This is a genomic window from Pseudoxanthomonas wuyuanensis (genome assembly GCF_900215535.1).
Lineage (GTDB): Bacteria > Pseudomonadota > Gammaproteobacteria > Xanthomonadales > Xanthomonadaceae > Pseudoxanthomonas_A > Pseudoxanthomonas_A wuyuanensis.
This window is the reverse complement of record NZ_OCND01000001.1, coordinates 713,400-732,013: the sequence shown is the minus strand read 5'-3', so window position 1 is coordinate 732,013 and position 18,614 is coordinate 713,400. Positions and strand designations below refer to the sequence as shown.

At 67.0% G+C, this 18,614-nt stretch carries 17 protein-coding genes and 1 pseudogene; 10 read left to right on the top strand and 8 right to left on the bottom strand.

Annotated features, from left to right (window positions below):
- The first annotated feature begins 34 nt into the window (after positions 1–34).
- From CRO39_RS20395 to CRO39_RS03255, 3 genes are all read left to right on the top strand, one after another.
- Entirely contained in the window at positions 35–877 is an 843-nt protein-coding gene (locus CRO39_RS20395; RefSeq protein WP_141400694.1) for a universal stress protein, read from the top strand.
- Positions 808–1,320, top strand: coding sequence for an HPF/RaiA family ribosome-associated protein (locus CRO39_RS20810; RefSeq protein ID WP_141400693.1), 513 nt, complete (start codon positions 808–810; stop codon positions 1,318–1,320). The genes CRO39_RS20395 and CRO39_RS20810 overlap by 70 nt, the downstream gene beginning before the upstream one ends.
- Before the next feature lie 99 nt (positions 1,321–1,419).
- Positions 1,420–1,863 (top strand): CBS domain-containing protein, encoded by a 444-nt coding sequence (locus CRO39_RS03255; RefSeq protein WP_097120412.1) that lies wholly within the window; start codon positions 1,420–1,422, stop codon positions 1,861–1,863.
- A 52-nt stretch (positions 1,864–1,915) separates the two neighbouring features.
- On the opposite strand, the gene CRO39_RS03250 is transcribed toward CRO39_RS03255, so the two are convergent.
- A complete protein-coding gene (locus CRO39_RS03250) occupies positions 1,916–2,449 on the bottom strand; it encodes a helix-turn-helix transcriptional regulator (protein ID WP_097120411.1) in 534 nt (177 codons plus the stop codon).
- Positions 2,450–2,518: 69 nt separating this feature from the next.
- Positions 2,519–3,265, bottom strand: a complete 747-nt coding sequence (locus tag CRO39_RS03245) for a cytochrome b/b6 domain-containing protein (RefSeq protein ID WP_274382251.1) — start codon at positions 3,263–3,265, stop codon at positions 2,519–2,521.
- Between the two features lie 287 nt (positions 3,266–3,552).
- On the opposite strand from CRO39_RS03245, the gene CRO39_RS03240 reads away from it, so the two are divergent.
- A complete protein-coding gene (locus CRO39_RS03240; protein ID WP_097120409.1) occupies positions 3,553–4,245 on the top strand; it encodes a VIT1/CCC1 transporter family protein in 693 nt (230 codons plus the stop codon).
- A gap of 270 nt (positions 4,246–4,515) precedes the next feature.
- On the top strand, positions 4,516–5,778 hold the full coding sequence (locus CRO39_RS03235) for a ferredoxin reductase family protein (RefSeq protein WP_238394517.1): 1,263 nt from the start codon (positions 4,516–4,518) through the stop codon (positions 5,776–5,778).
- A gap of 47 nt (positions 5,779–5,825) precedes the next feature.
- Here CRO39_RS03235 and CRO39_RS03230 read toward each other — a convergent pair whose 3' ends face one another.
- Entirely contained in the window at positions 5,826–7,169 is a 1,344-nt protein-coding gene (locus CRO39_RS03230; RefSeq protein ID WP_097120407.1) for an alpha/beta family hydrolase, read from the bottom strand.
- Positions 7,170–7,520: 351 nt separating this feature from the next.
- Here CRO39_RS03230 and CRO39_RS03225 point away from each other — a divergent pair, with 351 nt between their 5' ends.
- Positions 7,521–8,522, top strand: a complete 1,002-nt coding sequence (locus CRO39_RS03225) for a zinc-dependent alcohol dehydrogenase family protein (protein ID WP_238394516.1) — start codon at positions 7,521–7,523, stop codon at positions 8,520–8,522.
- A gap of 25 nt (positions 8,523–8,547) precedes the next feature.
- Here CRO39_RS03225 and CRO39_RS03220 read toward each other — a convergent pair whose 3' ends face one another.
- Positions 8,548–9,258: a cyclic nucleotide-binding domain-containing protein gene (locus tag CRO39_RS03220; protein WP_097120406.1), complete on the bottom strand. Its 711-nt coding sequence runs from the start codon at positions 9,256–9,258 to the stop codon at positions 8,548–8,550.
- 179 nt (positions 9,259–9,437) lie between these two features.
- Between CRO39_RS03220 and CRO39_RS03215 the strand changes: the two genes are divergently transcribed.
- On the top strand, positions 9,438–10,349 hold the full coding sequence (locus CRO39_RS03215; RefSeq protein ID WP_162125668.1) for a glycyl radical enzyme family protein: 912 nt from the start codon (positions 9,438–9,440) through the stop codon (positions 10,347–10,349).
- A 13-nt stretch (positions 10,350–10,362) separates the two neighbouring features.
- Here CRO39_RS03215 and bla read toward each other — a convergent pair whose 3' ends face one another.
- Entirely contained in the window at positions 10,363–11,259 is an 897-nt protein-coding gene (bla, locus tag CRO39_RS03210) for a class A beta-lactamase (protein WP_097120404.1), read from the bottom strand.
- Positions 11,260–11,354: 95 nt separating this feature from the next.
- Between bla and CRO39_RS03205 the strand changes: the two genes are divergently transcribed.
- Positions 11,355–12,254, top strand: coding sequence for a LysR family transcriptional regulator (locus tag CRO39_RS03205; protein WP_097120403.1), 900 nt, complete (start codon positions 11,355–11,357; stop codon positions 12,252–12,254).
- Between the two features lie 69 nt (positions 12,255–12,323).
- On the opposite strand, the gene CRO39_RS03200 is transcribed toward CRO39_RS03205, so the two are convergent.
- Positions 12,324–13,196: a DUF2268 domain-containing putative Zn-dependent protease gene (locus tag CRO39_RS03200; RefSeq protein ID WP_097120767.1), complete on the bottom strand. Its 873-nt coding sequence runs from the start codon at positions 13,194–13,196 to the stop codon at positions 12,324–12,326.
- A gap of 243 nt (positions 13,197–13,439) precedes the next feature.
- On the opposite strand from CRO39_RS03200, the gene CRO39_RS03195 reads away from it, so the two are divergent.
- Positions 13,440–15,854, top strand: a complete 2,415-nt coding sequence (locus tag CRO39_RS03195) for a DEAD/DEAH box helicase (RefSeq protein WP_097120402.1) — start codon at positions 13,440–13,442, stop codon at positions 15,852–15,854.
- 56 nt (positions 15,855–15,910) lie between these two features.
- Positions 15,911–16,732, top strand: a pseudogene (locus CRO39_RS03190) (ribonuclease H-like domain-containing protein); the annotation flags it as partial.
- Here the strand turns inward: CRO39_RS03190 and CRO39_RS03185 are convergent.
- Entirely contained in the window at positions 16,704–18,053 is a 1,350-nt protein-coding gene (locus tag CRO39_RS03185; RefSeq protein ID WP_238394515.1) for an acetate kinase, read from the bottom strand. The pseudogene CRO39_RS03190 and the gene CRO39_RS03185 sit on opposite strands and share 29 nt — an antisense overlap.
- A 29-nt stretch (positions 18,054–18,082) precedes the next feature.
- Entirely contained in the window at positions 18,083–18,613 is a 531-nt protein-coding gene (locus tag CRO39_RS03180) for a hypothetical protein (protein ID WP_141400692.1), read from the bottom strand.
- Between the last annotated feature and the right edge of the window lies 1 nt (position 18,614).

Here is an 18,614-nt window from a genome sequence, read left to right as displayed (position 1 = left end):
CGGCCGGGCAGCGGCCGCAATCCAGGGCAAGGTCATGCTGAAGGACATTTTCATCCCCATGACAGGCGCACCGGCCGATGGCGCTGCGTTGAATGTCGCCGTGGCGCTGGCGGCGCACCACCAGGCCCATCTGACCATCGCCGAGCTGGTGAACCTCCAGGCGCCGGTCACCGGCCCGTGGGATCTGGCGCCGGCAATGGCGATGGGCGAAGTGCACGACAGGCTGCGCTCGCAGGCGCGGGCGAATGCGGCCAAGCTGCGCAACCGGCTGCAAAAGGAAGCGGTGGACTCCGAAGTGCGCGTGGTCGAAGCGCTGTCCAGCCCGCCGCCGGAGATGGCGGTAAGCCTTGCGCAATGCGCCGACCTATCCGTGCTGGCCGGCACCGCCGGCAGCCCGGTGGGCGACGCGGTCGCCAACGCATTCTTTTCCGAACTGCTGTTCGGCTCCGGGCGCCCGCTGCTGCTGGTGCCGCCGCGCGGCAAGCTGTCGTTGCCGCTGAAGCGGGTCGTCATCGGCTGGACCGCCAACAGCCATGCCGCCCGCGCCGTCCACGATGCGCTGCCGCTGCTTGGCGATGCCGAGCAGGTCGATATCCTGATGATCGATGCGCCTGCCGGACAGCCGGACAAATCGCCGGATCCGGGCAGCGGCATCGCCGATCATCTTGCCCGCCATGGCATTGCGGTCAAGCTGGTGAAGAAGGCATCGCACGACAATCCGCTCAGCCAGATCCTGATCGAGCACGCGCAGAAAGCGAAAGCGCAGATGATCGTGATCGGAGGCTACGGCCATTCGCGGCTGCGCGAATGGGTGGCCGGCGGAATGACCCGGGAAATGCTGGTAAGAAGCCCGCTGCCGGTGCTCTATTCCCACTGACACCTGCCGCACGACAGGCAACGGCGCCTTCGCCGGCACGGGCCGCGCGCCATCAACCTCGCACGACAAGAGAAATCATGACGCCATTCCCACTCAAAATCACATTTCAAGGCATGGACGCATCGCCTGCCCTGCAGGCCGACATCGAACAACACGCCGCCAAGCTGGAGCGCTTCGCGCCCCGGCTCACGGCCTGCAGCGTCAGCGTACAGCAGAGCGAGCGCAGGCACCAGAAAGGCAACCGCTATCTGGTGCGCATCCACGCGACGCTGCCCGGCGGCGAGATCGAGGCTGGCCATACCGCGGCGCCGGACCGCAGCCATGAAGACCCCTACGTGGCCGTCCGCGACGCCTTTACGGCCTTGCGCCGGCAGCTGGAAGACTTCGTGAGGATCCAGCGCGGCGACGTCAAGCGACATTCGCTGGCATCTCCGCCGCCGTAGCGGACTCCGGCGCGGCCATCGAGTTTGTCGAAGAAAGCCAGGTCATCATTCACGGCCGTTGCGAGCCCCATCCCGCGGCCATGCGAAGGAATAGAGCCCATGCGTATCGCCGACATCTGCACCAGCAACCCCATCCATATCGCCGCTTCGGTGCGGGACGCGGCAAGCTTGATGCGCCACCGCCATGTAGGGGCATTGGTCGTGCTCGGCACGGCAAACGGAGACCGCGCCCCGGTCGGCATCCTGACCGACCGCGACATCGTGGTTTCGCTGGTCGTGGAAGGGGTCGACCCGGACACGCTGCAGGTATCGGACGTAATGACCCGGGAAGTGGCCACCTGCGGCGAGGATCAGGATCTCTTCGATGCCATCGGCACCATGCGGCGCAACGGCGTGCGCCGGCTGCCGGTGCTCGATGCCGCTGGCGAGTTGACCGGCATGGTTTCCGCCGACGACATCTATGGCGCAATCGGCGCCCACCTGAGCGAGCTCGGCCAGGCCCTCACCCGCGAACAGGTCCGCGAGATGCAGACGCGGATCTGAGCCACCGCCGGCGCGCAGAGTTTCCTTGCGGCGCCGAAACCGGGCGCGGTCGTCAGCGCCGGTCGACCGAAGACGAAGCCGCAGCTGGCGGAAGCAGGTCCTCCAGAAAGAACGCCGACAGTTCGGAACGACCGGCGAGGCCGGCTTTGGCGTAGACCGCGCTGGATTGCACCCGTGCGGTTTTCTCCGTGGTGCGGCGCGCGGCGGCGATGTCCTTGAGACTCAGGCCTTTGAGCAACAGGAAGGCCACTTCCTTCTCGGCGTCCGACAGCTGCCATTGATCCAACTGCCTGGCGATGGCGCGCGAAAGCCCTTCGACGTGGTTTCGCGATTCGGCGCGCCAGGCCTCGGCTTGTTGCCGGAAGACCGAGAAGTCATGGGCCTGCACATCCAGGCGGCGGCGGAGTTCCCAGCCACCGCGCAGCAGATAGAACGCACCGAAACAGGCCGCAGTCGCCACCAGGGCCTCGGCCAGGACATGCCATGCGGTTACGCCGTCCCGCAGATCGATCAGAAGATCGACCGCGGCCAGCAATGCGATCAGGACAAGCACGGTGGCCGTGACGGCACGCTCCTTGGCCCCCATACCCGGGCCTGGGGTTTCCGCGGTATCGCTCGTCTCGATCATCGCTGCCGGCCCCGCCCGTCAAAGGCCTCATTCGTGCTCGTTCGCGCCCTCATGCCTGTCCCGATCCTTTGCGCCGGAGCTGTGGCTTGTTTCGTCTTCGCCCAGTTGCAATACCTGGCCAAACAGGTCCAAGGAACGCGTCTGCGCATCATAGTGCTTCAGCAGGTAAACGACGGACAACCCCGTCAGCGCAACGAACGCCAGCCCGACGAACGGATGGGAACGCACCGCCTGCCGATCGCTGGAGAGCGCCTGTTTCCTGCCCGTGACCATGCTGGCCGCCAGACGGTCATGATGCCGTAGCGCGTGCACGATCAACCCAGCGATATGCAGCAGCACGACGGCAAGGAATGCGTTGGCCATCAATTCATGCGCATCCTCCAGGATTTCGCTTCCGGAACCGCTGGCCATCAGATAGCCGGTGGTGCCCAGCCCGATTCCCAGCCCCACCATGACGACCGCCGCCCAACTGGAAGCCGGGTTGTGCCCAACCCAGCGCTGGCTGGTGCCGCCGAACGTTCCTTTCAGGTACGACATCAGCTGTGCCGGACCCAGCTTGAGGTCCGAGAGTCGCGCATGACGGGTGCCTGCCAGGGACCAGACAAGCCGCAGCAGAACCACGCCGCACAGCGCCATGCCCGCCAGCATATGCAGCGGGAATCCGGCTGAATCGTCGTCGAGCAGATTGGAGATGGCGAAGGCCGTCACGAAGAATGCCGCAAACAGCCAATGGAAAATGCGGGTAGGCCAATCGTAGACAGGCAACGTTAGCATGAGGAATCTCCACGAGAAGGGACCGGCCCGACTTTGGAGGACTGGCCCCTGCCAGGCCATAAGGCGAATGGCCTAGCGCCCGCTCGATCAATGATTTGCATGCAGGCACGCGCTGCCGCGACCGGGCGATTCCGGTGGCGCTCGGCGGTTCCCGGGCGCCAGGCCTGGCAGGTACTGAGAATCACTCTGCCGCAAGCGGCACGAATCGGGTAAACAGGAGCCGGGGCGACCGGTGCGGCGCTTTCGCCAACGCCAGGTCGCGCGTACCGGCCCGCCAGGAATTTGCCATGCGCCATACAGAACGGCACAGGAACCAGAGAATCGGGTGGCTTCGCGCCGCCGTCCTTGGCGCCAATGACGGCTTGATCTCGACCAGCAGCCTGATTGTCGGCGTCTCCGCGGCGGATGCGTCCGTACGCAGCGTGCTGCTCGCCGGGTTGGCGGGCCTGGTGGCCGGCTCGCTGTCGATGGCCGCCGGCGAGTACGTTTCCGTCAGTTCGCAATCGGACACCGAGCGCGCCGACACCGAAAAGGAACGCCGCGAACTGGCCACCCAGCCGGAAGCCGAATTGCAGGAGCTGGCAGGAATCTACGAAAAGCGCGGGCTCAGCCCTTCCCTGGCGCTGGATGTGGCCAAGGAGCTGACGGCGGCGGACCCGCTTGGGGCGCATCTGCGCGATGAACTGGGCATCCACGAAGCCACGCAGGCCCGTCCGCTGCAGGCCGCGCTGGCATCGGCGGGGTCGTTCTGCGTGGGAGCTGCGCCGCCGCTGCTGGTGGCGGCATTCTGGACTGGCAGCGTCACCCTGGTCATCGCGCTGGTTTCGTTGCTGCTGCTGGCAATCCTGGGCGGTGCTGCGGCCCGCATGGGCGGGGCCTCGATCGTACGCGGCGCGCTGAGGGTAATGGTCTGGGGCGCGCTGGCGATGGCGATTACCGCAGGCATCGGCAAGCTGTTCGGCACGGCGGGGCTTGCATAGAGCGTGTTATGACCTTTGGGATGAGATGCGTTGCGCGCCAGCGCCGTTGCAGCGGCGCCCGCTGCGGGCGCCTGACCGGTCCCGGCAATTGACTGCGATCAATGAAAGAACGGGTCATTGGCGCAAACTGGGCCCATGGAACCGCGCGGGCGGCCTCCGGCTGTCGCTCCGAACGCGATCAACCGCGTTTTGCGACGCGACGGCAGCAGCCGACAGGCAAGGTGGAGCATCGTGAAAAATGGTACGGACTTATCGATTGCGGCAAGCCCCTTGAGACTCGGTACCGGCCCGCTGGTGGTTTTCCTGGTCCTGGCGAGTTTCGCGGCGCTGCTGCCTGCGATACCAGCCGGCACCTGGTGGAGCACGGCAGCGCTCAGCCTTGGTTCCGGCGTGGCCGCGGTTTCGTTGATGGCGATGGCGGCCATACTCGGTGCGCGCTGGAAGTGGATGGAGCCGGTTTTCGGCGGTCTGGACAGGATCTACGAAACGCATAAATGGCTGGGCGTCTGGGCGCTGGTATTCGGCTCGATCCATTTCGTCTTCAAGGCCGGGGACGCGCAATGGCAGACCGCGGCCATCGTGACCCTGGGCCCGGCAACACGGCTGGTCAGGCAGTTGAGCTTCGTGGCGCTGATGCTCATCGTCGTGCTGGCGCTGAACCGCAATATCCCCTACCGCGTCTGGCGCTGGTGGCACAAGTTGTCCGGGCCGTTGTTCCTGATAGTCATCGCGCACTGGTTGAGCTTCAAATCGCCCATCGCGCTGGTCAGCCCGGCGGGCATATGGCTGACGGCGCTGTCAGCCCTGGGCGTGATTGCGGCCGCGTACAAGCTGCTGCTGTATCCCCTGCTGTCGCAGCACGCCGAGTACCGCCTGCAGGCGGTGTCCGCCAATGCCAGCGCCGTGCATCTCCAGCTCATGCCGGTGGGCAGGAAGATCCCCTTCGTTCCAGGCCAGTTCGCGTTTGTTTCCTTCAAGCGCGACGGCCTGCGCGAGCCGCATCCTTTCACCATCGCAAGCGCCGCCAATGAGGACGGCAGCATCGCCTTCATGATCCGTTCGCTGGGCGACTACACGGCGCGCCTGGTGAAAGAAGCCGGGCCCGGGTTGATGGCAGAGGTCTATGCGCCGTTCGGGCGTTTTCAGCGTACGGCCGACGGCGGCGCTGAGATCTGGATCGCCGGCGGGGTGGGAGTGACGCCTTTTCTCGCCTGGCTGCAGGAGGCCAATGACAGCCGCTCCGGCCAGGTGACGTTCTTCCACTTCTTCACTCCCGGGCGCGAACTGCCCGAGGCGATCGATCTGCAGGCATTGGCCGACCGGCGCGGCGTGGCGTTGGCGAACATCGCCACCGGCCCCGGCGCGCCGGAGTTCCGTCACCGTTTCGCCGAGGTCGTTGCCCAGGCAGGGCCTGCGCAGGTCCGAATCAGTTTCTGCGGCCCCAGGGGCCTGCTCAGGCAAGTGCGCGAGCTGATGCGGGAAACCGGCGTGCCGGACAGCCGCCTTCGCCACGAACTCTTCGAGTTCCGCTGACGCAACGGCAACGGCAACGGCAACGATGGCGGAGGTGGAAGCTGCGGCTATCGCGCCCCTGATGCGTTCCCGTTGTCGCGCCCATGCATGGCGTCCTTGGCGAACCAGCGGTCGAACCAGTCGGCTGCCAGCTTTGCCACCTGCTCCAACGCGCCAGGTTCTTCGAACAGATGGGTGGCGCCGGGGACGGTGGCAATCACCGCCCACGGCCGCATCATGACTTCCGCCAGTCGGTTCAAGGAACGCGCTTCCGGGTCGTTGCCGCCTACGATCAACAGCGTCGGCGTCCTGACATTCGTCAACGTTGCCCGGCCGGCCAGGTCCGGCCGGCCACCGCGGGAAACCACCGCCGCAATCTCGCCGCGACGGGCCGCCGCGACCGCCATCGCCGCACCGGCACCGGTGCTTGCGCCGAACAATCCCAGCGGAATGTCGCGCTGGGCCGCTTCGCCTTGCGCCCAGGCAACCGCCGCGTCCAGCCTTTGCGCCAACAGCGGAATATCCAAGCGGCACGCAGGGTCGCGGTCTTCCGCTGGCGTCAGCAGATCGAACAGCAACGTGGCAAAACCCCGCCGGTTCAACGCCTCCGCCACTGCGCGGTTGCGCGGGCTGTGCCGGCTGCTGCCGCTGCCGTGCGCAAAGACGATCATTCCGCGCGGCGACGGCGGCGAACGCACCTCGCCTTCCATCGCTACCGTTGCGCAGGCAATCCGGACCGGATAGCCGGGCGCCGCCGTTGCGGCCGGGTTTGCGGTCCGCACCGGTCCGAGCGCCTTGGCCACATCGTCATCGGTCACCTGATCGAAACGGCGGTAGTGCAGGCCTACCGAATAGAACGGGGAAGGCGTCTCCAGGCAGACCACTTCGTCGGCCAGGCCGGCCACTTCGGCCAGGCTGTCGGCCGCAGCCACCGGTACCGCGCATACCAGGCGCGCAGGCCGCTGGCTGCGGGCAGCGCGCAGCGCGGCGGTCATCGTGGCGCCGGTGGCCAGCCCGTCATCCAGTACGATGACGATCCGTCCGGCCAGATCCAGCCCGGGCTGGCCAGCCGCGTAGCGCTGGCGGCGTTCGCGGATCAACGCCAGCTGTCGCTGCGTCTCTTGCCGGACATAGGCATCGCTGCCGCCAATCCGCTCTGCGATGTCGTTCAGCCACACCCTGCCCGCCTCGTCCACCGATCCCATGGCCAGTTCGGGATTCCCGGGAGCGCCCAGCTTGCGTACCAGCACCACGTCCAGTTCGCCTTCCAGCGCATCGGCGACCCTCCGCGCCATCGGCACCGCCCCGCGCGGGATGGCCAGCACGATCGGGTGCTGGCCGCGATAGCGGGACAGCGCTTCGGACAGATAACGGGCGGCTTCTTCGCGGTCCCGGAATGGCAGTAGCGGCATGGTGCACCTCCTGTTGCGTTTTGCGGCCAATGGCCGCATCGCACCCTGTCGCTACGATGCGCCGGTTGCCGGAGCGCCCGTTGATCTGCATCAAGGTTCCTGTCCGTTTACCCGCGACACTTGATGTGGCATCGCACCGCCGAGAAGCAAGGTTCAGTCGAATGTCTGCCCGCCATGCGCCCACCATGGAAACCATCCGGACCGTACCGCTGCGACGGGGCCGCGGGAAGTCGCCGGACGCTGGATGGCGCATGAACTGCCGGACACCCGTCCTGCCGGCCTGTAAGCAACCGATGCGCAGCAGCGCACCGGCCATCGCCGGCAGACGCGCGGCGCTGGGGTTGGCCTACCATGGGTGACGAAAATCTGGTGATGCTGCTGCCGCATGCCGGTTCGGCGCTGGTTCCGACCCGGCGCCCGCTCCCGGTCCCCGGCGCTGGCCAGGTGCGGGTACGGGTGGAGGCCTGCGGCGTCTGCCGCACCGATCTGCATCTGCTCGATGGCGAACTTGCCCAGGCCCGCTACCCGATCGTGCCGGGGCACGAAATCGTCGGCATCGTCGAGGCGCTGGGACCGGCAACGCCCCGGCTTACGCTTGGCATGCGGGTCGGAATACCGTGGCTGGGCCACACTTGCGGGCACTGTTTTTTCTGCGGCCACGGCCAGGAAAACCTCTGCGATCAGCCCGAATTCACCGGCTGTACGCACGACGGCGGCTACGCCACCCACGTCGTGGCCGCGGCCGACTACTGCATTGCGCTTGATGCGCGCTGGAGCGACCCGGTGGCAGCCGCGCCGCTGCTGTGTGCCGGACTGATCGGCTGGCGTGCGCTGCGCGCCGCGGGCGCATGCCAGCGCCTGGGAATCTTCGGCTTTGGCGCGGCCGCGCACATCGCAACCCAGATCGCCCGCTGGCAGGGTTGCCAGGTCCATGCGTTCACCCGCCCGGGCGATCTGGACAGCCAGGCCTTCGCGCGCTCGCTGGGAGCCTGCTGGGCCGGCGGTTCCGATCAGGCCGCGCCCGTCAGCCTGGACGCGGCCATTCTGTTCGCGCCGGTCGGCGCACTGGTTCCGGTCGCTCTGGCCGCGGTGCGCAAGGGCGGCCGGGTGGTATGCGCCGGCATCCACATGAGCGATATCCCCGCTTTTCCCTACCGCCTGCTGTGGGGCGAACGGCAACTGGTCTCGGTGGCCAACCTGACCCGTGAAGACGCCGCGGGCTTTTTCGAAGCGGCCGGCCGCGCCGACGTGCATACCCAGGTCCGGCGGTTCCGGCTGCAGGACGCCAACCTGGCCCTGGCCGAACTGCGCGCCGGCCGTTTCCAGGGAGCCGCCGTGCTGGTGCCGGAGTGATTACAACAATCTATCCGGCCCGGCGTCAGTGCAGGCCCGACAGCAGCGCCAGCATGCCGGCGCGATCCTCGATACGGATTTCGCGCCTGGCCACGTCAATCAATCCCCTGCCCTGCAACCGCGACAGCACCCGGGCAACCGTTTCCAGTTGCAGCGACAGGAAATTGGCCAGGTCGGCACGCGACATCCGCAGCAGCAGGCACCGCGGGCTGAAGCCCAACCGTTCCATCTGAACCGCAAAATCCAGCAGGAAGGTGACCACACGCTGTTCGGCATTCAAGGTGGCCAGCGCCAGCATCCAGCTCCAGTCGCGCCGGATTTCATTGGCCAGCGCCGCGGTCAGGCATTCCTGGAAACCGGGCAGTCCGTTCTGCAACTGGGCGACCGGGATCTCCCAGACTTCGCCGAAATCCAGCGCCACCGCGTCGCAGCTGTGGCTCGCCAGGTCCAGCGAATCGATACCCAGCAGATCGCCGCGCATCCGGAAGCCGGTGATCCTCTCCCGCCCGTCCTCGCTGCCCAGGCAGGTCTTGAAGAAGCCGGCGTGCACCAGGTACAGGTGCTGCCTGGGCTGGCCGGCATGAAAAACGTACTGGCGGCTGCGCAGGCGCCGGCGCTGCAGCGGCAGGCCGCTGAGCAGGGATTCCAGGCGGTGGCTGGTGGCAGGCTGCGAACCGCCGGCGCACAGCAGCGGGGACGGCGCGGATTCGGTAGGGCTTTCGGCTGCGTCGAACATGATTGTCGGCCTGCGGCGGGAATGCCAGCCACGGTAACCGCGGTAGGCGTTCCCACGACGATAGTTGCGCAACACTTGGTAACACTGTGTAACAAAGCGCAGGCATGTTGACGCCGATCAATAAAGCCGCCACCGGGGGCCAACACACTACGGCGCGACCCGTTTCGCCGAGTTCACGCATGTTGCCGACCACCCGATTCACCGATCCGGCCGCGGTGGAAGCCTGGGATTCGTGGTTCCGGTGGCGCGACGGCAGCGGCCTGCGCGATCTGGACATCGATGCCACATGGTGGCGCGTGGCCAACGCGCTGGCCGTCGTGGAGGGTCCGTTCTCTCCGCTGCTGGTGCGCCACCTCGTCAACGCCTTCTGCCGCTGGTCGCTGCTGCCCGATGAGCGCCTGCTGCAGTACGCCGGCACCGACACGCGTATCGAAGAGCTGGACAGTCCTGCCGCCGTGCTGAACGTCGCCGCGTTCGTGTCCTCGCCGCTCACCGGCCTTGCCCGGTTCGATCGGGACAGCTTCATGGCAACGGCCGGGCTGGCGGTGCATCTTCTGGACAACGCGCTAACGCTGTTTTCCTCCGCACGCCTGCCGGTTGCCCTGTCGATCGGCGTGATCGGCCTGACCGATGCCATGCGCTACCTGGGCTGCCCGTTGTCCAGCACCGAAGCGCGCGAGCATGCGCGCGAGATTGCGATGTGCCTGGCCGAAGGCTGCCTGCGCGGCTCGGTCCTGCTGGCCAGCGAGCGCGGTTCGCCGGTCACGCCATCCGAGCGCAGCCGCCTGGCCGAACGCTGGCGCGAACGCGGAATGCCCGAATCGCTGGTGGCCGATGCCCTCGCCCATGGCGTTCGCCATACCTCGCTGACGGCCATCCAGCCGCATCCACGCCTGGCGGCCCTGGCCAACAACGTTGCCGATGCGGCCACCCCTGCGCGCTATCCCACCTGGCAGGCACCGGCGCCCGCTGGCGGACCGATGCAGTTCTCCGCCGCACAGGGCAACCTGCTTGCGGCAATGCAACCGTGGATCGACGCGCCCATCCGCACATCCGGCATAAGCCGCGCAGAGGAGGCTCCCAGGATCTGATCACGCCGGTGGCTCATGCGACCGCCTCCACCACTGCCGCGGCGACGGCCTTGTGGATGCCGTCGCGCGCTGCAGAGGCCAGCGGCGACTCGGTCAGGTAGCAGGTCAGCAGCAGTGGCGCCCTGCCCGGCGGCCACAGGATGGCGATGTCGTTGCTGGTGCCGTTGCTGCCGTTGTTGGCGGTGCCGGTCTTGTCGCCGGCCTGCCATCCGGCCGGCAACCCGGCGCGCAGGCGGTTGTCGCCGGTGAGGTTGCCGCGCAGCCATACCAGCAGTTGCTGACGCGATGCATCGGCAAGCGCATCGCCCAGCAGCAGCCGCTGCATGCTGTGCAGCATGGCCAGCGGCGTGGTGGTATCGCGCGGGTCGCCCGGAATGGCGCTGTTGAGGCTGGGCTCGGTGCGGTCCAACCGGGTGCGGGTGTCGCCCAGCGTGCGCACGAATCGGGTCAGGCCCTCCGGTCCGCCCACCAGCGGCAACAACAGGTTGGCGGCGGCGTTGTCGCTGACGATCATCGTCGCCTCGCACAACTGGGCGATGCTGGCGCCTTCGCCGCCGACCAGCTTTTCGGTCACCGGCGAATGGCTGACCAGGTCCGAGGCCAGAATCGGTATCCGCCGTTCCAGCGCCTCTTCGCCCTTCTCGACCCGCGCCAGCACGGCGGCAGCCAATAGAAATTTGAAGGTGCTGCACATCGCAAAGCGCTCATCGCCGCGCCAGTTCGCCTGCTGGCCGCTGCCGCTGTCCAGCACCGCCACGCCCAGCCGGCCGCCGCTGTCCTTCTCGATGGCGCGCAGCCGCTTCGGCAATGCCGACCCGTCCTTTTCCCTGGCTGCGCCTGCCTTTGCGCCGAATCCAGCCAACGCCAACGCGGCGATGGCCGCGCGCAGAAAATCCCGTCGTTCAATCATGTCGTGCCTCCTGTTTCAGGCGAGTATTGGCCGCTTGACGCTCGTCCACAAACGAGGATATTTAATCCAAGCCATAAATTTTACTAATTGCTGAAATGGTTCGTCCGCAACTGCCGCTCAACGCCCTGCGCGCCTTCGAGGCCTCCGCCCGGCACCTCAATTTCACCCGTGCGGCACTGGAGCTGTGCGTCAGCCAGGCCGCATTGAGCCATCAGATCAAGGGACTGGAAGCGCGCCTGGGCGTGGTGCTGTTCCGGCGGCTGCCGCGCGGGGTGGCGCTGACCGATGAAGGTGCAGCATTGTTCCCGGTGCTCAACGAGGCCTTCGACCGCATCGGCGCCAGCCTGGACCGGTTTGCCGGCGGGCGCTTTCATGAAGTGCTGACCATCAGCGTCGTCGCCACCTTCGCCACCGGTTGGCTGCTGCCGCGCCTGGACGATTTCGCTTCCGCCCACCCCACGGTGGACCTGCGGCTGCTGACCAACAACAACCGCATCGATCTGGCCGGCGAAGGGCTGGACTTCGCCATCCGTTTTGGCGATGGCGTCTGGCAGGGATGCGAGGCGACGGAGATCGCGGCGGCGCCGTTCACGCCGCTGTGCTCGCCGGCATTGGCCCGGCGCCTGCGCCAGCCCGGCGACCTGGCCGGCGTGCCGCTGTTGCGCTCCTACCGCCCGGACGAATGGCCGCGCTGGTGCGATGCGGCGGGCCTGCCGCACTTCGGCGCGCGCGGGCCGATGTTCGATTCGTCGCTGGCCATCGCCAGCGCCGCCGCATCCGGCGCCGGCGTGGCGCTGCTGCCGTTTGCGATGTTCGAGCAGGATCTGTCCGCGCAGCGGCTGGTGCGGCTGTTCGATACCGAGGTCGATGTCGGACGCTATTGGCTGACCCGATTGCGTTCGAAGGCCGAAACGCCGGCGATGCAGAAGTTCAGGCACTGGCTCGCCAGCTGCCAGGGCGAGCCAGCCGTGGACACGAAGGCATCTGTGGCTTGAACGACCAGATCGCCCCGTGGTGCAAGCCTTCCGCAAGCATCGTGCAATGGCACGCGGTGCCTTCGATCCCTATGGCGGACACGCCGGTTGCCAGCCGCTGGCCTGAAGCAGTTGCCTGGCATTTTCCGGGGTGACGTCGAGGATGTCGGCAATGGCCTGGGTCTTGTCCTTTGCCTGCGCATAGTAGGCACTCACTACGCGGTAACCCGCCCAGTAGCCAAGATCGCCGGGACGCTCGGCATCGCCCCGGCCGTTGTAGAGCCAGCGCGACAGATCGGTGGCATCTGCATCGGCCTGGAATTCTCGTTCGATGGCGCACTCGCGCCCCTGAGCCCATCGGTGCAAATGGATGTTGGCCACCTGGCCGGAAATCAGCTCGCCGACCAATTCCGCGCCGCCTTCCAGCAGGGCCTGATACAACAGGCTCGCATCGGGCGTATCGACCGCGGCGCCAGGTTGCTGGACATGCACGTACTCGTGCGTGGCCAGATGGACAAAACGGTCGCTGACATCGGCTTGCAGCCAGTCGGCCCTGCACAACATTTCCAACCCGATGATCACGCCGGCCGGCGTGGTCACGCCGCCGGTGGTGCCGCGTCCTATCAGCACGGTGACCGGCGGAAAAGAGGCTGCCGGATAAAGTCCCGCCAGCTTGTCCAGCGATGCTCCGATGCGGTTGCGGATTTCTGGCAGCGCGCTGGCGCAGCGGCGCGCATCCTCGAACATTGCAGGGTCGGCGGCGATCTTCTGCGCCAGCCTTTCCGCGGAACCGATGCGCAAGGCCGCGAACTGACGCAGGCCGGCGCTGCCGGCTTCAATATATTGCGTCTGCAATTGCACGACCGAGGGCTTGCCGTTGGCGGCATCGTAGACCCGGAAGAAGCGCGTCACATCATCGGTGCTGACCTGTGCGGTACTGGCGGCTTCGGCAGCGGCGTTCATGGCTGCCGCCGGCGAGATGGCGGCAAAAAACAGCGCAAGCCCAATCAGGCGATATCGGCTTGAGCGCCGAATGCGAATGGCCAGCAAACAGGTTCTCCTGAGGCGAAAGGCAGGATCCGGCAGCCACGGTCGCACGGCGGCGGAGCGCAAAGAATATCGCAATGCCCGTCTTGAGGGTTCGCGCGGTCTCACCCGCTGAGACCGCCAGCCCGTACAACACGGCGCTGCCTGTGGAGTTTGCCGATGCCTGCGCCTGGTCCTGCCCGCCTGTTCGAAGCCGAAACCGAAACATTGCCGGCCCGGCTGGACGGCGCCCGGCTGTCCGCGCAACTGGAACGCAAATTCGTTTCACGCGTGACCGGCAGCCAACTGCTGCCGGGGCGGCCGGCGCGGAGGGTGCCGCTGCCGGCGGCGCTGCCGCCGCAGATCGCACAGGCGCTGCGCAGCCGCGGCATCGAGCAGTTGTACTCGCACCAGGGCCAGGCCTGGGACGCGGTGCAGCGCGGCGAAGACGTTGCAATCGCCACCGCCACCGCCTCCGGCAAAAGCCTGTGCTATCTGCTGCCGGTGCTGGCCGCGACGATGAGCCGCCAATCCAAGGCCTTGTTCCTGTTCCCGACCAAGGCGCTGGCGCAGGACCAGGTGGCCGAACTGCTGGAGCTCAACCAGGCCGGCGGGCTTGGCGTGCGCAGCTTCACCTTCGATGGCGATACGCCCGGCGATGCCCGCCAGGCCATCCGCCTGCACGGCGATATCGTGGTCAGCAACCCGGACATGCTGCACCAGGGCATCCTGCCCCACCACACCAAGTGGGCGCAGTTCTTCGAGAACCTGCGCTATGTGGTGATCGACGAAGTGCATACCTACCGCGGCGTGTTCGGTTCGCATGTGGCCAACGTGCTGCGGCGGCTGCAACGCGTCTGCGCGTTCTACGGCTCGCGGCCGCAGTTCATCCTGTGCTCGGCCACCATCGGCAATCCGCAGGCGCACGCCGAGGCGCTGATCGAACGCGAGGTCACCGCCATCACCGAGTCGGGCGCGCCGACCGGCGACAAGCATCTGTTGCTGTGGAACCCGCCGGTAGTCAATCCGGATCTGGGCCTGCGCGCCTCGGCGCGTTCGCAAAGCAACCTGATCGCGCGGCTGGCGATCCGCAGCGGCCTGAAGACGCTGGTATTCGCGCAGTCGCGGCTGATGGTGGAAGTGCTGACCAAATACCTGAAGGACGTCTTCGATCACGACCCGCGCAAGCCGGCACGCATCCGCAGCTACCGCGGCGGCTATCTGCCCACGGAGCGGCGCGAGGCCGAACGGGCGATGCGCGCCGGCAGCATCGATGGCATCGTTGCGACCTCGGCGCTGGAACTGGGCGTGGACATCGGCAGCCTGGACGTGGTGGTGCTGAACGGCTATCCCGGCTCCATCGCCGCCACCTGGCAACGGGTCGGCCGCGCCGGCCGCCGCCAGCAGCCATCGCTGGGCGTGCTGGTGGCCAGTTCGGACCCGCTGGATCAGTACATCGTCCGCCATCCGGAGTTCTTCGCCGCCGCCTCGCCCGAGCACGCGCGCATCCATGCCGATCAGCCGGTGATCCTGCTCGATCACATCCGCTGCGCCGCGTTCGAACTGGCGTTCCAGCAGGGCGAGCGCTTCGGCCCGGTCGATCCCGAGGTGTACCTGCAACTGCTGGCCGAAGACGGCGTGGTGCATGCCGAGAACCAGCGCTGGGAATGGGTGGCCGACAGCTACCCGGCCAACGCGGTCAGCCTGCGCTCGGTGGCCGACGGCAACTTCGTCGTCGTCGATCGCAGCGATGGCCGGCAGACCATCATCGCCGAGGTCGACTTCACCTCCGCGCCGCTGACCTTGTACGAAGGCGCCATCTACATGGTGCAGTCGCTGCCGTTCCAGGTCGAACGGCTGGACTGGGAAGGCCGCAAGGCCTATGTCACCCGCACCCACGCGGACTACTACACCGACGCCATCGATTACAGCAAGCTGAAGGTGCTGGAGCGCTTCGACGGCGCCATCGCCGGCGACGGCACCTGCCATCACGGCGAAGTGCACGTGGTCCGGCGCGTGGCCGGCTACAAGAAGATCCGCTACTACACGCACGAGAACATCGGCTACGGCCCGGTGACGTTGCCGGACCAGGAACTGCACACCACCAGCGTCTGGTGGCAGCTGCCGCAGGACCGGTTGGCCGCGCTGTTCGATTCGCGACAGCAGGCGCTGGATGGCTTCCTCGGCGCCGGCTACGCGCTGCAGGTGGTGGCCAAGGTGGCGGTGATGGCCGATGCGGCGGATCTGCAGAAGGCCGTCGGCGACGGCAACGGCGCCTGGTTCGCCACCGCCGATGGCCGCGGCCGCGGCCAGCTGCGCAGCGCCGACGGCAGCCTGCTCGATCCCGAGCAAGGCGACCGCTTCGTGCCGACGATTTACCTGTACGACAACTTCCCCGGCGGCGTCGGCCTGAGCGAACCGCTGTGGCGGCGCCAACAGGAACTGCTGCAACACGCCGCCGAACTGGTGCAGCGCTGCGACTGCAGGGCCGGTTGCCCGGCCTGCGTGGGGCCGGTGCTGGCGGCCGACGAGGATGCCGCGATCACGCCGCGGCAGATCGCACTGCAGGTGCTGGCGGCATTGAGAAGCGCATGAGCCTGTCGCTGGCACGACTGCAACGGCTGAAGGCGCAGGCCGGCGGTGTTGCACCGGCTGTCGCTCCCGTTGCCGCGGCAGGCGGCGAAACTTCGCTGGAAATGCTGCGGCGCCTGCTGCGGGCACGCCCGGCAACGCCGACGGTGCGCGCCGGCGCGGCCGAACGCGAACTGCCCGGCATCGAAATCGCGCCGGCGGTGCGACTGGTGCAGCGGACCTTGCCCGCTGCGGATGTTCCGGCGCTGCTGGATGGCGCCTTCGACCGCCGCGATGCCATCGATACCCAGCGGCTGCTTTTCTTCGACACCGAGACCACCGGCCTGGCCGGCGGCACCGGCACCCGTGCCTTCATGATCGGCGCGGCCGACTGGGTCGCGGACGAGTTGCGCATCCGCCAGTTGTACCTGACCGCAATGTCCGGCGAGCGGGCGATGCTGGAGCTGTTCCGCGACTGGCTGACGCCGGACACCATGCTTGCCAGCTACAACGGCAAAAGCTACGACGCCCCGCTGCTGGCCACGCGCTACCGGCTGTGCCGGATGGACAATCCGCTGGCGGGGCTGACCCATGTGGACCTGTTGTATCCGACCCGCCGCCGCTACCGCGGCGTATGGGAAAACTGCCGGCTTGCCACCATCGAACGGCAGCTGCTGCAAATCGTCCGCGAAGACGATCTGCCGGGCTCGCAGGCGCCGGCGGCATGGCTGGATTATCTGCGCGGCGGTTCGGCGCGCAACTTGTGCCGCGTGCTGCAGCACAACGATCAGGATGTGGTGACACTGGCGCGACTGATGATCCAGCTGGCCACTACCTACCCCGCACTGGCACTGGCCGAAACCGGCCAGCCTCTCAGAACGTCACCGGCACCCGCGCGGTGAAGGTCACATCCGGCGTATCGCGGGTCACCCCAACGCCCAGCGCGACATTCAGCGACACCTTTTCGTTGAAGCGGTAAGTGCCGCCCAGCAGCAGCGTTCCCAGGGTGACACGGACCGCACCGGCGACTTCCTCGCCGTTCTGCTTGGTCTTGCCGACGATGTTCTGGTCGTAGCCCAGGCTGATGGCGGCCTTCTCGTTGAGCGCCAGTCCCATGCCCAGGTTGAAGCCGATGATGTCGCCGGCCTCGACCTCGCCCAGCGATTCCGTCACCCCGCCCAGCAGCGTGCGCGAGACGTTGCTGCGCTTGAAGTTGTGCAGGTAGCTGAGGCTGCCGAAGAACACCACCGGGTCCGACGGATACAGCCAGGTCAGGCCCGGCTGGATGGCCTCGAAACCGGTGCCGGTGGGCAGTTCCAGCGGCAGGCCGGTGCCGGTGGTATTGGCCACGCAGCGGGTCACGCAGTCGGTGACCACTTCGAACAGGTCCTTGCCGGTACGGCTCTTGTAGCGCAGCCAACCGACGAAGAACGGCTTGTCCGGCCCGCCGCGATTGATCTGGTAACGGGCGGTGACTTCCGCGTCGCCGATGCCGTTGCCGTTGGCGTTGAAGACGTTGTCGACCGCAGAACCGGTGAAGATTTCGCGACTGACCGTATCGCTGTTGACGTACACATAGGGCAGCTTGGCTTCCAGCTCGAACCGGTTGTTCAGTCCGTAGCGTGCGGTCAACGTAGCCGTGGCAGTGGTGGTCTTGACCTGGCGCACGTCGATCAGCCCGATCAGCAGCGCCGGGATGATGGTGTAACCGACCAACGCGACGCGGTCGTTGGCCGAATAGCCGTACTGCAGGGAGGGTTCCAGCACGAATTTTCCGCGCGGCGTCAGCACGCCTGGCTGGTCGAAGATCTGCGCGACTTCCGGCGGGCGCGAATCCGACTCAGGCGCCTGCCCTACCGGTTGCGGTTGTTGCGATGGCTGTGGCGCTTGTGGCGGCGCCACCGCTTGGCCGCCTGATTGCTGCGCCAGCAACGGCGCCAACGGCGTAGCCGTTGCGCCACGCGCGCGCGCATTGGCCAGCAGTTCCTCGTTCAATGCCTGCTGCAATTGCGAGATGCGTTGCTGCTGTTGTTCCAGCGACTGCCGCATCTGCTGCAGTTGCGCGGTCTGCTGGTTGATTTCCCGCTGCAGGGCATCCAGGCGAGCGCCCTCGGCATCCACCTGCGGCAGGACTTCCTGCGCCAGCACCGGCCCGGCCAGCGCCATGCCCAGACAGGGAGCCAGCGCCATATGCGACAGCGCGGCAATCGACGTCCTTTTCATTGGCGATTCCTCATAAAGCCATCATCGGTTCACGGCGAACCGGGCGCGCCGTTCAGCGCATCGCCCAGCGCGGAAAAAGTATTGAGGTTCTGGAACGCGCCCAGAGTGTCCACGCCGATGCTCAGCCGGGTGGCTGCGCGGATATCCTGGTCGTTGAGGGTGTTCTGGATCACCAGCGCGCCGGAGCCGGCGCCGCTGGCGTCGAAATGGTTGCCGCCGCCGATCTGCACGGTCATGCCGCGCTTGAAATCGGCCAGATGCTGGGCCTGCTCGGCAGTCATGCGCGCAATGTCCGGAATATTGACCACCACGCTGGCGACCAGTTGGCCGTTGACGTAGACCACGCGTTCGATGCCGAACGACAGCGACAATCCTGATGGAAGTTCGAAGCCGCCGCGCATCCGTTCCAACCGGGCCGGGTCGATCGCTGTCCATTCGTTGCCCAACGGCGCCGGAGCCGGCACGGAAACCGGCGCTTGCTGCGCGAAGGCGGCACCGGCCATCGGCAGCGACATCGCCAGGCAGATGAAGAGCGCCGAAGAGAGTCCTCGGATGTCCATG

What these genes read in the sequence shown, in the direction of transcription:
- CRO39_RS03205 (WP_097120403.1), top strand. Translation starts at nt 11,355, where the DNA reads ATGGTTCGTCCGCAACTGCCGCTCAACGCCCTGCGCGCCTTCGAGGCC.
- CRO39_RS03185 (WP_238394515.1), bottom strand. Translation starts at nt 18,053, where the DNA reads ATGAAAAGGACGTCGATTGCCGCGCTGTCGCATATGGCGCTGGCTCCC.
- CRO39_RS03195 (WP_097120402.1), top strand. Translation starts at nt 13,440, where the DNA reads ATGCCTGCGCCTGGTCCTGCCCGCCTGTTCGAAGCCGAAACCGAAACA.
- CRO39_RS03180 (WP_141400692.1), bottom strand. Translation starts at nt 18,613, where the DNA reads ATGGACATCCGAGGACTCTCTTCGGCGCTCTTCATCTGCCTGGCGATG.
- CRO39_RS03215 (WP_162125668.1), top strand. Translation starts at nt 9,438, where the DNA reads ATGTTGCCGACCACCCGATTCACCGATCCGGCCGCGGTGGAAGCCTGG.
- CRO39_RS03220 (WP_097120406.1), bottom strand. Translation starts at nt 9,258, where the DNA reads ATGTTCGACGCAGCCGAAAGCCCTACCGAATCCGCGCCGTCCCCGCTG.
- CRO39_RS20810 (WP_141400693.1), top strand. Translation starts at nt 808, where the DNA reads ATGGGTGGCCGGCGGAATGACCCGGGAAATGCTGGTAAGAAGCCCGCT.
- CRO39_RS03240 (WP_097120409.1), top strand. Translation starts at nt 3,553, where the DNA reads ATGCGCCATACAGAACGGCACAGGAACCAGAGAATCGGGTGGCTTCGC.
- bla (WP_097120404.1), bottom strand. Translation starts at nt 11,259, where the DNA reads ATGATTGAACGACGGGATTTTCTGCGCGCGGCCATCGCCGCGTTGGCG.
- CRO39_RS03250 (WP_097120411.1), bottom strand. Translation starts at nt 2,449, where the DNA reads ATGGGGGCCAAGGAGCGTGCCGTCACGGCCACCGTGCTTGTCCTGATC.
- CRO39_RS03255 (WP_097120412.1), top strand. Translation starts at nt 1,420, where the DNA reads ATGCGTATCGCCGACATCTGCACCAGCAACCCCATCCATATCGCCGCT.
- CRO39_RS20395 (WP_141400694.1), top strand. Translation starts at nt 35, where the DNA reads ATGCTGAAGGACATTTTCATCCCCATGACAGGCGCACCGGCCGATGGC.
- CRO39_RS03200 (WP_097120767.1), bottom strand. Translation starts at nt 13,196, where the DNA reads ATGAACGCCGCTGCCGAAGCCGCCAGTACCGCACAGGTCAGCACCGAT.
- CRO39_RS03245 (WP_274382251.1), bottom strand. Translation starts at nt 3,265, where the DNA reads ATGCTAACGTTGCCTGTCTACGATTGGCCTACCCGCATTTTCCATTGG.
- CRO39_RS03225 (WP_238394516.1), top strand. Translation starts at nt 7,521, where the DNA reads ATGGGTGACGAAAATCTGGTGATGCTGCTGCCGCATGCCGGTTCGGCG.
- CRO39_RS03230 (WP_097120407.1), bottom strand. Translation starts at nt 7,169, where the DNA reads ATGCCGCTACTGCCATTCCGGGACCGCGAAGAAGCCGCCCGTTATCTG.